At 61.0% G+C, this 11,209-nt stretch carries 6 protein-coding genes; 5 read left to right on the forward strand and 1 reads right to left on the reverse strand.

Going from position 1 to position 11,209, the window contains the following annotated elements:
* Positions 1-61: 61 nt before the first annotated feature.
* From D8U60_RS14995 to D8U60_RS15010, 4 genes are all read left to right on the forward strand, one after another.
* Positions 62-541, forward strand: a complete 480-nt coding sequence (locus D8U60_RS14995) for a copper chaperone PCu(A)C (RefSeq protein WP_046819713.1) — start codon at positions 62-64, stop codon at positions 539-541.
* 21 nt (positions 542-562) lie between these two features.
* Positions 563-1,009: a DUF2946 domain-containing protein gene (locus D8U60_RS15000; protein ID WP_130900391.1), complete on the forward strand. Its 447-nt coding sequence runs from the start codon at positions 563-565 to the stop codon at positions 1,007-1,009.
* Between the two features lie 84 nt (positions 1,010-1,093).
* Positions 1,094-3,214 (forward strand): TonB-dependent copper receptor, encoded by a 2,121-nt coding sequence (locus D8U60_RS15005; RefSeq protein WP_130900392.1) that lies wholly within the window; start codon positions 1,094-1,096, stop codon positions 3,212-3,214.
* A gap of 150 nt (positions 3,215-3,364) precedes the next feature.
* Positions 3,365-4,738 carry a PepSY domain-containing protein gene (locus D8U60_RS15010; RefSeq protein WP_130900393.1) on the forward strand — a complete coding sequence of 458 codons (1,374 nt, stop codon included), beginning with the start codon at positions 3,365-3,367 and terminating at the stop codon, positions 4,736-4,738.
* Between the two features lie 46 nt (positions 4,739-4,784).
* Here the strand turns inward: D8U60_RS15010 and D8U60_RS15015 are convergent, their stop codons facing one another.
* Positions 4,785-9,593, reverse strand: coding sequence for a DUF4329 domain-containing protein (locus D8U60_RS15015; RefSeq protein ID WP_130900394.1), 4,809 nt, complete (start codon positions 9,591-9,593; stop codon positions 4,785-4,787).
* 301 nt (positions 9,594-9,894) lie between these two features.
* On the opposite strand from D8U60_RS15015, the gene urtA reads away from it, so the two are divergent.
* Positions 9,895-11,160 carry an urea ABC transporter substrate-binding protein gene (gene urtA / locus D8U60_RS15020; protein WP_016771886.1) on the forward strand — a complete coding sequence of 422 codons (1,266 nt, stop codon included), beginning with the start codon at positions 9,895-9,897 and terminating at the stop codon, positions 11,158-11,160.
* Positions 11,161-11,209 lie beyond the last annotated feature (49 nt).

The following is an 11,209-nucleotide window of genomic DNA, read 5'->3' on the forward strand; positions in this document are numbered from 1 at the left end:
CCCCTCTGGTGTGATGACTTCTCGCAATTGACCTGCGTTTTGAATCACCTGGAGAACTGCCATGTTGAACAGACTTATCGTTCTGGCCGCGTTGCTGCTGCCTGCCTGCTTTGCCAATGCCCACGAATACAAGATCGGCGCACTGGAAATCGCTCACCCGTGGTCGCAGGAACTGCCGCCCAATGCACCCAACGTCGCCGCGTATTTCGTGATCCACAACTCGGGCAACACAGCTGACCGCCTGCTTAGTGTCGACTCGCCGATATCGGCTGAAGCGCAGTTGCATGAGCATGTGATGCAAAACGACTTGATGAAAATGCAGCAAGTAGCCAACGTGGCAATCCCCGCCGGCGGCGATGTCACGTTCGCACCGATGGCCTACCACGTCATGCTGCTGGGGTTGAAGGACCGCAGCCTGCTCAGCGATGGCAAGCGCTTCCCGATGACCCTGCATTTCGAGAAGTCCGGAGACGTGACAGTGGAAGTGGCGGTGCAGAAGCAGGCGCCCGAGTCCACGCAAAAGCACGCGCACGCTCAGTAATCCGCTATCGCGACGCCGCCCATGCGCCCGCCAGGCACCAGGTCACCCACCCCCCGTCGTCAGCCATTGGGCCTGACACGCGGCAGCTGGATCAGCCTGTTCGCCATGCTGATGATCTTTATCGGTCCACTGATTTCTCAGTCGATGCCGATGGATCAGCACGCTTCAACGTCCATGAACATGTCGATGGACATGAGCATGGACATGTCGGCGATGGAGCACGCGGAGCACGGCGCGCAACCGGCTGCCGAGCATTGCCCGCCAGCATCCGGGCACCATGCAATCTGGGAAAAATGCGGTTATTGCAGCCTGCTGTTCAACTGCCCGGCACTCACGGGTGGCGGTTCATTCACAGCATTCGACACTCCGCCCGCCAGCACTTTCACCGCACCCTCCCCTCGCTTGGGCCATGCCCGGCAAACCTTCTTCCCCGGCGCCCGCACCCGCGCCCCGCCCATCGCCACGTAAACACGCACCTCTGATTGCACACGGTTGAGAAGACAGCTCCAGGCTGCCGGCCGTGGTGTTTACGACTGTTCGATGGAAATTGTCATGTCCAGGTTTACTGCTGTCCCCTGCGCGGAATCTGCCCGCGCGCACTTTGCCCTGAATGAATCGCGGATTCGTTGCAGGCACGCTATTGCCGTCCTTTGCGGCCTGCTGCTGACACCGCTGGCGCTGGCTGATGATCACACCGGCCACGAAAGTGAACTGAGTCCGACGGTGATCACCGCCATCGCCCCAAGCTCGCCACTGACGATCGTCACCAACCCCAAGGATCCGCGCCAACCGGTGCCGGCCAGTGACGGCGGCGATTACCTGAAGACCATTCCCGGCTTCGCTCTGGTGCGCAATGGCGGCACCAACGGCGATCCGGTGCTGCGCGGGATGTTTGGTTCGCGCCTGAATATCCTCACCAACGGCAGCATGATGCTCGGCGCTTGCCCTGGCCGGATGGACGCGCCGACTTCGTATATTTCACCGGAAACCTACGACAAACTCACGGTGATCAAAGGCCCGCAAACCGTCCTGTGGGGTCCGGGCGCATCGGCCGGTACGGTGCTGTTCGACCGTGAGCCGGAGAACTTCGGCGAACTCGGCACTCGCGTCAACGCCAGCATCCTGGCTGGCTCGCATGGGCGTTTCGACAAGGTTGTCGACGCGGCTGCCGGCGGTCCGTTGGGCTACGTGCGCGTCATCGGCAACACCGCGCATTCCGACGATTACCGCGATGGCAACAACGACATCGTCGCCTCGCGTTACGACAAGTGGAACGGCGATGTCGCACTGGGCTGGACGCCGGATGCCGACACCTTGATCGAACTCACCGCCGGCAAGGGCGACGGCGAGGCGCGGTATGGCGGGCGCGGCATGGACGGTTCGCAATTCCTGCGCGAAAGCCTTGGCCTGCGCCTGGAAAAATCCAACATCAGCGAGGTGCTGGAAAAACTCGAGGCGCAGGTCTACTACAACTACGCCGACCATGTGATGGATAACTACACCCTGCGCACCCCGTCCGCCACCGGGATGATGGCAGGGCCCATGGCGTCCAACGTCGACCGTCGGACCCTCGGCGCGCGGCTCAAGGCGACCTGGCGCTGGGCTGATGTTCAGCTGATCACCGGCCTCGACGCACAGACCAACGAGCACCGTCAGCGCAGTGCAATGGGCATCGACACCTATAAGGACCTGCCGTACAGCAAGGACGCCGATTTCCATAACTACGGCGCTTTCAGCGAAATGACCTGGTACGCCGCCGAGCGTGATCGCTTGATCACTGGCGCCCGTGTCGACCGTGCTTCGGCCAAGGATTATCGGCAGACCACCGGCTCGGGGATGATGTCCCGCCCCAACCCGACCGCCGACGACACCCGCGCCGACACCCTGCCCAGCGGCTTCATCCGTTACGAGCATGACCTCGCCGACAGCCCTACCACGCTCTATGCAGGCCTCGGCCACGCGCAACGCTTCCCGGATTACTGGGAGTTGTTTTCGCCCAAGTCCGGCCCGGCAGGATCGGTCAATGCGTTCGACTCGATCAAACCGGAAAAGACCACGCAGTTCGACTTTGGCGTGAACTACAGGAGCGCCGACCTCGAAGCCTGGGCCTCGGGTTACATCGGTGTGGTACGCGATTACATCCTGTTCGACTACACGCCGGGAATGATGGGCATGAGCACCTCGCGCGCCGAGAACATCGACGCGCGGATCATGGGTGGCGAACTGGGAGCTGCCTACAACCTCACCGACAACTGGAAAGCCGATGCGACCCTGGCCTATGCCTGGGGCAAGAACAGCAGCGACGGCTCGGCATTACCGCAGATGCCGCCGCTGGATGCGCGCTTCGGCCTGACCTACAGCGAGGCCAAGTGGAGCGCCGGCGCACTCTGGCGAGTGGTCGCCGCGCAGCACCGCATCGACGCGAACAAGGGCAACGTGGTCGGCAAGGATTACGCCCAGAGCTCCGGCTTCGGCGTGTTCTCGCTCAACGGCGCGTACCGCATCAACCAGCACTGGAAGGTCAGCAGCGGCGTCGACAACCTGTTCGGCAAAGCCTACTCCGAGCACCTGAACCTGGCTGGCAACGCCGGGTTCGGTTACCCGGCCAATGACCCACAGGCAATTAATGAACCGGGGCGCACGCTCTGGACCAAAGTGGATATGAGTTTCTGACACCAATACCTACCCATGTGGGAGCGAGCCTGCTCGCGAAGACGGCGCCACGGTCGACATTGATATCGACTGAACAACCGCTTCGCGAGCAGGCTCGCTGCCACAGGTAAACAGACAACGAAAAGAACCAAGCCAAGCGGAGCACACGTGATGCAAAAGCCTCAACCCAATTTCTACAACCTGGCCTGGCGCTGGCATTTCTATGCCGGGCTGTTCGTCGCGCCGTTCATGGTGATGCTGGCCCTGACCGGGATCATTTATCTGTTCAAACCGCAGCTCGATTTGCTGATGTACAGCAGCCTGCTCGAAGTACCGGCCGGGCACCACACAGTGCCGGCCGATGACCTGCTGCAACGGGTGAAAGCTGCCTATCCGCAAGGCCAGGTCACTCAGTACCTGCCGCCGGTGAATGCCGAGCGCAGCGCGCAATTCGTGGTGAAAAACGCTGGTCACGAACTCAACGTATTCGTCGATCCGTACCACGGCGACATCCTCGGCGAGCAGGATGCCAAGCAGAATCTGCAAGCCATTGCCCGTGCGATCCACGGCGAATTGATGATCGGCACGGTCGGCGATCGCCTGATCGAAATGGCCGCTGGCTGGGGCGTGGTGCTGGTGGTCTCGGGGCTGTTTCTGTGGTGGCCGCGCGGTCAGGCGGCGGGCATTCTATGGCCGCGTTTGAACAGCCGAGGTCGAGTGTTGTGGCGCGATCTGCATGCCGTCACCGGTTTCTGGGGCGCGACATTGCTGTTGGTGATGTTGCTCAGCGGCATGACCTGGACCGGTTTCTGGGGCAAGCAATACGCGCAGGTGTGGAACGTGTTTCCAGCCGCAATGTGGGACAACGTGCCGACCTCCGACATCGAGGCACGCAACCTCAACAGCGCCACCCGCCAGACCGTGCCATGGGCGATGGAGAACACACCGATGCCGATGTCCGGCGACCACGCCGAACACATGAATCACGGCACCGCCCACGCCGGCCCCGCTGCACCCGAAGTCAGCCTGCAGGATGTGCAGAACATCGCCAGTGAGCGCAAGGTCGAGCCCGGCTACAGCATCACCCTGCCGACCACCGCCACCGGCGTGTTCACCATTGCCGTATTCGCCGATGACCCGCGCAACGACGCCACCCTGCATATCGATCAGTACACCGGCAAGGTTCTCGCCGATGTGCGTTTCGAGCACTACGGCACCGTTGCTCGCGCTACCGAAATCGGCGTGATGCTCCACGAAGGCAAGATGTTCGGCACCTTCAACCAGATCGTCGTGCTGCTGATCTGCCTGATGATTCTGCTGAGCGCCGTCAGTGGTGTAGTGATCTGGTGGAAACGCCGCCCCGAAGGCAAGTTCGGCGTGCCGCCGCTGCGCCATGACCTGCCGACATGGAAAACCGGCGTGGCGATCATGCTGGTGCTGGCGGTGGTGTTTCCGCTGGTGGGGGCTTCGCTGCTGTTCGTGTGGTTGCTTGACCGGTTTGTCTTGCCACGAGTCGCCCGGCGCACCGTCGATCTACCGCGCTGATAGTGTGGCGCGGGCTCAGTGGCCCGCGCCCGACTCGGCATTCGAATTACAACTCATCTCTGATCCGCACGGCACCTTCGGCCGCCGGCTGTTGCCGACGGATTCGCCAACCACTGCCCAGGTGCCCGGTATGGCGCCAATACGCGCCTGCCACCAACACCTGAAATTCGCCCAATTGCAGGAGTCGGGAGACAAATTGCCCAGGCGTGAGGCGGCTGACCCATTGCCCGTTTTCATAAACGACCGAACGGGTCAGCAGCAGATCCCGTTCGGCGTCTGAGTACACTGGCGTGTATTTGAGCAACTCATGGCCGGGCGTGGAGTAGTAATACCCACGAATATCGAAACCTTGATTTTTCAACTCGTGGGTGTGTGCATACACCAGCGCGGGTTCGGCGAAATTACTGCGGATCTGTTCGTTGTCAGCGACCAGCAAGGTATTGCCCGACAGGCTGAATTGATGACTGGCCACGACGGCATAACCGTCAGGGTAGCGCGGTGCCGGTCGGCGCCAGTCGGTCGCAGGGTCCTCGGCAGTACGGAAAAGACGCAGACGAAGATTTTCCTCGTTGGCGAACCACGCAACAGGCTCCAGCGGGACAAAGCGCTGGCCGGAGTTTTCCCCGAGAACCGCGCCCTCATAACCGGTCCGAGCGAGTATTTCATTGTCGGTCCGTTGCCGGGCATAGCGGGCAGCATCGTCGGGATGCTGGAAGATCGGTCCCAGCGCCGGAACCGGATGATTTTGCCAGTGGCGCTCACGAGATATCTCGGCCAGACCCGGTTGCCAGCCCTCCTCGACCCGACCACGGCGAGACCAGCAGGCGCTGGTTTCAATGACATGCAGGTCACCGGCTCGCGCCATCCGATTTACGTATTCGACAAGGCTGAAAGTGCCCTTGCTGTTGTTGCGTTGATCAATCGCCGCCTGCTCCATTGACACAAAAGCGTTGGGGCGCAATTCCACTTGCCCGAACCGGTCGAAGAACGTGCCGGGCTCGAACGCGTGCAGTTGCAGCCTCAGCAGCGCTCCGTCGGCGCAGGAGAAGTAGATCGGCTTGTAACCCTGTGGCGTACTGGCCCGTCGACACGCCTGCTGGACTTCGCTGGGCATGGTCAGCGCATGCCGGATATCCGTGGATCGTGCGCCAAGCGGCGGCAGGACGGCGCGCAGATAAATCGAATCCAGCAGAAAGCCTGCTGGCAGTCGCCCGTGCTCGAAGATCCGGTCCAGCGCCAGCGCAGACCGTTGTGCAGTCAGCGGCAGACTGGCAAGAAACACACCGCCGGCCGAGCGCAGGATGACACCGAAAGTCTGCGTATCGCGGCTCACCGCCAGCTCATGGACATATCGAGCGGCCGCATCCGCCTGAAGGTATAACGGGCTGCACACCGCCGCAGTAGCGGCTTTGCTGTAATCCGTCACGATCTGCAGGTCGGCCGAGAACGGCACCCAGCGCGATACTTGCCTGGGCAGGCCCCACAGGTCACTGCCGGTGACGACCTGCAAATAACCGGTTCTGGCGAGCGAGTCGATCCAGTCGATCGGTTTCAATTCACCGCTGTAAAGGCGCTGCTTGATGGTCTCGCCATCCAGTGATGCGGGCAGGCTATTGCTTGCCGTCAGGGCAATCGACAGATCGGCGCGCAGACGCTCCCACAACCCAGGCTGATAGCGAATCGTCGCACCGTCCGGCGCAAACAGGTATTCATCCCAGACCACAGGCTTGCGGGTGAATGCCGAGTACAAGGTATCGACCGACAGCATGTTCAAGTAGATCTGTTTGTCGATGGCCGAAAACGCTACCGACAGCTCCCTCGGGACTCTGGAGCGGTAACGCGCAACGATCCGGCAATTTTCTGGAAACAGTCCGGCAGCGCGAGTCTCGTCGGCGATGATCTCGCTACTGTCGAAATTTTCGCGTGTCACTTCAATCGGCGAGGTAGCGACGTAGAGGCCGTCGGAGCGTTTCAGAATGACACCGCCATAGAGCTTGTCGGTGCTCTGCGGCAACAGCGATCGGGCATGCACCGCCGCATCGTCGGCACTGTGAAAAACCGGCCCCAGGGCGCGTCGCTGCAGATTTGCGTAAGGCTGCCAGGTTTTCTTGACCAAACCCGGCCGGTCCCAGCACAGACTCGTACGCAGCACGTCAAGTTGACCACTGTCGACCACGGTGTGCACGAAGTCGGATGGCAACAGCCTTTGCGCAGCGAGATCGTCCTTGAGCGTTTGCAGCGTCGTCTGCGAGCTGTCGTCGTAGAACAACTTGCTGGAGCTGTTGAACACATACCTGAGCAGAGCACCATCACCAGTGGCGATATACAAAGTTCTGTGCCGGCCAGTGGCGACGACCGGGCGCCGCTCGGAGAGATACATGGCAACCGTCAGCGTCTCTGGCGTGACGAAGTAATGCGCGAGCCAGTCCTGGGGATGGCGCAAGGTTTCCCCGATTCGCTGGTGCATGTAATACACGGCATGCAGGTCGAAGCCATCCGGGTACTGATACCAGGGAGCTGTCCTGCTGGAACTGAACACCGACTCCTGACGAAACAGATTGGTGCCGCTATCGCTGACGGGTATCAGCTCGCTGGCGATGTATTCCTCCCGCCCCACGTGCTTGAGAATGAAGCCGAACCAGGTTTTCTTCTCGTCGTGCAAATGCACGTCAGTACTGGATTGACTCAGTGCTGCCTCGTCCGCCGAGGAAAACACCGCACCAAAGAAAATCCTCGCAGGACGCTTCCACGGCATTGTTGTAGCGCCAGGCGCAGGCACTTGCGTTGGCGGATATGGCTGCAAAGAGAGATCTGGCAATGACGGTTTCGGTAACGTCGGCAGCGGCGGCTCAGACTCGCCTGGTTCAGCCACTGACGCTATTGGCAGGCTCCAGTCAGCGCCGATCTGCCCGCGATAGCCCCACAGTGCGTGATCGATCAGGTTGAACAAGACGCCGGCCTGCGCCTGTTCACGCACAAAGGCCTGTGGCCGTTCAGTGCCGTTGCGCAGCGCACTGGCAAGCTCGCCCGGGTGCTTGCCAGTGCCGAGGCGTCTGGCCAGCTCCCTGGCGACGATGGTGGTGTAGGGCTGGAACCTGATCAGGCTGTCGCCGGCACCAGAGCAATACAGAGCGATCCCGTCGAGCAGAGTCTGCCGCAGCTCGTCAACGTTGAGCATCTGCACATCCAGCAGAGCCTCGGCACGGGTCCAGCGCAGATACCGGATATGCACCGGGTCAAGTTGCGAAAGCGCAACGTGAGCGACATAACGCGCATGCATGGTGTGGTCGTCTGGAAACACCGGCCGACCGTGATTGTCCAGAGGATAAAGCCGCCCCTGGCTGAGCGTATCGATATCCCCGGGCAAGGGTTCGGTCACCACGAAACGCTTGTCGCTACGCTGAAAAACATACCCCGCGTACTGCTGATCACGGCGAATGCCCACGAGCTCATGGGCATGGCGAACCGCATCATCGGCCGTCAGAAAAGCCCGGCTCAATCGCGGCCAGGGGAAATTGGCGAAGGGCTGCCATTGCAGACCCACCGGCCCCAGATGCGCCCACAACGCACTGCCGCGCACGACCTCCAGGGTCCCGGCCAGTACCAGCATCGAAACAAATGCGCGGCTATCCAGTGTGCCGGCCAACAGCCTTGCCTGCACACCGTTGTCACTGACCGTGCCGTCCGACTGCGTAACGCTCAGTGCCGCTTCGATCGAATCGCCGCTGAAGCGGTACTTCAACATCGCATGATCCTGCGCCCGCATGTACAGCGACAACGCACGCCCCGCTTGCGCCAGATGTTGGCTGCGGGCATTCGCTTCGATAGCCCAGGCGATCTCCCGGGGCGTGAAGAAGTTCTCGTAGAGCCACGGCTGGCCAGGTGGAAACTGTGCAGGGTCGGGCCGCGAGGCAAAGTAAAAGCCCTCCAGCAAATACCCCCTGGGCAGCTGCAATTGCCCTTGGGCATCAACCGGAAATATTCGCTCAGGATCCCAAGCGGCGAGCCCGGCCGGCCGCGCATGGGTGGCCACATACTCCTCGCCAACCAATTTTTTCAATATCAGGCCCGTCGTCTGCGCGCCTCTGGATTTCAACGCGGCCAGCACGGCGCGTTCGGCATTGACGCAGACACGGGTCATCAGCGGCAGTTCGGTGACCACACCCTTTGAAAACGACGCGCCGGCCTTCCAGTCCGCAGGTACGCGCCCCACCGAGTAGCCCCAGTCGGCATTCGAAACAATGACTTTGAGTTCACCCACGGTCGCCAGTTTGTTGATCACCGCCATCACGTCATAGGCCCCCGCCGGATGGCCCGACGGCCCGCCGGACTGCTGCCAGAGAAAGTAGTCGCGCTCCTCGGGCGAGCCGCTCGAGACGTATTTGAGCAAGCTGCCATCCGGGCCTGAAAGGTAAGCGCTGCGGAAAAAATCCCGCGCCGACACATCGCCAATGAAATCGCCGCCTGAATAGAAACTCATGAACAGCCGAAGCAGCGTTTCATCCTGACGCCGATTGCCATTGCGGAACTCGGCATGGATCGGCGGATGGCTGTGAACGCTGGCGACGCACCGGTAGCCCAGCGGATGAAGCATGCCGCCAAGGCCATCGGTCTGCACAATTGTGCCGAAGTCAAAACCCGTGGCTTGCCCGGCGATGGGTGAAGTGGCGAGCAATTTCCCGTCCGGACGCAGCAGGATCACGCTGCCGTATTCTTTGTCCGGGTTCAGTGGAATCCGCGTGTGCACCCAATAGGCGGCGTCCTCTTCAGTCAGAAAGGCCGGGCTCAGTGGCGGCAGCTTGAACGTTGCTGAAGAACTTGCGGTACGACCGGATCGGCCTGAGACATGACTCATAAAAACCTGCGCTGAGAATCGGGATGAGCGCGTGAGTGTGGGCCGTCGGGTTTCACCTGCTGTGGTACATGTTTATCGTTTCTGTATCCGCATCTACGCGACAGCCCGCGCCCCAATCTGGCGCAGCTGGACGCACCACCGCCCGACTACCGTCCCCTCCTGGTGCACGCCCACAGCGCGCAAGCGCTCTGGCACGACATTTTCTTGCCTGAACGCGACCGGGCACAGCCTTTGCAAAACACACCTTCAGTCGTCCGCATCTGCCAACCAGAAAAAATCGAATGTTCATGGAGATCGCACAATGAAGCGTCGCAGTTTGATCAAGGCTTTCACACTCACGGCATCCATTGCCGCGATGGGCATGACCTGGACTGTCCAGGCCGCCGAGACCATCAAGGTCGGGATTCTGCATTCGTTGTCCGGGACCATGGCGATCTCCGAAACGTCGCTCAAGGACATGGCGCTGATGACCATCGACGAGATCAACGCCAAGGGCGGCGTGAACGGCAAGATGCTCGAGCCGGTGGTGGTCGATCCCGCTTCCAACTGGCCGCTGTTCGCCGAAAAGGGCCGACAGCTGCTGACCCAGGACAAGGTCGCGGTGGTGTTCGGCTGCTGGACCTCGGTATCGCGTAAATCGGTACTGCCGGTGTTCGAAGAGCTCAATGGCCTGCTGTTCTACCCGGTGCAGTACGAAGGCGAAGAGATGTCGCCGAACGTCTTCTACACCGGCGCCGCGCCGAACCAGCAAGCGATCCCCGCCGTTGAATACCTGATGAGCGAAGAAGGCGGCAGCGCCAAGCGCTACTTCCTGCTCGGCACCGACTACGTCTACCCGCGCACCACCAACAAGATCCTGCGTGCGTTCCTGCATTCCAAAGGCGTGGCCGACAAGGACATCGAAGAGGTCTACACGCCGTTCGGGCACAGCGATTACCAGACCATCGTTGCCAACATCAAAAAATTCTCCGCCGGTGGCAAGACTGCCGTCATCTCGACCGTCAATGGCGACTCCAACGTGCCGTTCTACAAAGAGCTGGCCAACCAGGGCCTGAAGGCTACCGACGTACCGGTGGTGGCGTTCTCGGTCGGCGAAGAAGAACTGCGCGGCATCGACACCAAACCGCTGGTGGGTAACCTCGCGGCGTGGAACTACTTCGAGTCGGTGGAAAATCCTGCGAACAAGAAATTCGTCGCGGACTGGAAAGCCTACGCGAAGAAACACAACCTGCCGGGCGCCGATAAAGCCGTGACCAACGACCCGATGGAAGCCACCTACGTCGGCATCCACATGTGGGCGCAGGCGGTCGAGAAAGCCAAATCCACTGACGTCGACAAGGTTCGCGAAGCGCTGGCCGGGCAGACCTTTGCTGCGCCGTCCGGTTACACGTTGACCATGGACAAGACCAATCACCACCTGCACAAGCCCGTGATGATCGGCGAAATCCAGAGCGACGGGCAGTTCAACGTCGTGTGGCAGACCGAAGGCCCGATCCGCGCGCAACCATGGAGCCCGTACATTCAGGGCAACGACAAGAAGCCGGATTATGCGGTGAAGAGCAACTGAGTCACCGGATGTCAGTCTCGCGCCTGGCGTGAGGCTGATGCAATTCCCT

The sequence above is a fragment of the Pseudomonas sp. Sample_11 genome, assembly GCF_004307505.1.
Classification (GTDB): Bacteria; Pseudomonadota; Gammaproteobacteria; order Pseudomonadales; family Pseudomonadaceae; genus Aquipseudomonas; species Aquipseudomonas atacamensis.

Coding starts and splice junctions, on each gene's coding strand:
- D8U60_RS15000 (WP_130900391.1), top strand. CDS start 563: ATGCGCCCGCCAGGCACCAGGTCACCCACCCCCCGTCGTCAGCCATTG.
- D8U60_RS14995 (WP_046819713.1), top strand. CDS start 62: ATGTTGAACAGACTTATCGTTCTGGCCGCGTTGCTGCTGCCTGCCTGC.
- urtA (WP_016771886.1), top strand. CDS start 9,895: ATGAAGCGTCGCAGTTTGATCAAGGCTTTCACACTCACGGCATCCATT.
- D8U60_RS15010 (WP_130900393.1), top strand. CDS start 3,365: ATGCAAAAGCCTCAACCCAATTTCTACAACCTGGCCTGGCGCTGGCAT.
- D8U60_RS15005 (WP_130900392.1), top strand. CDS start 1,094: ATGTCCAGGTTTACTGCTGTCCCCTGCGCGGAATCTGCCCGCGCGCAC.
- D8U60_RS15015 (WP_130900394.1), bottom strand. CDS start 9,593: ATGAGTCATGTCTCAGGCCGATCCGGTCGTACCGCAAGTTCTTCAGCA.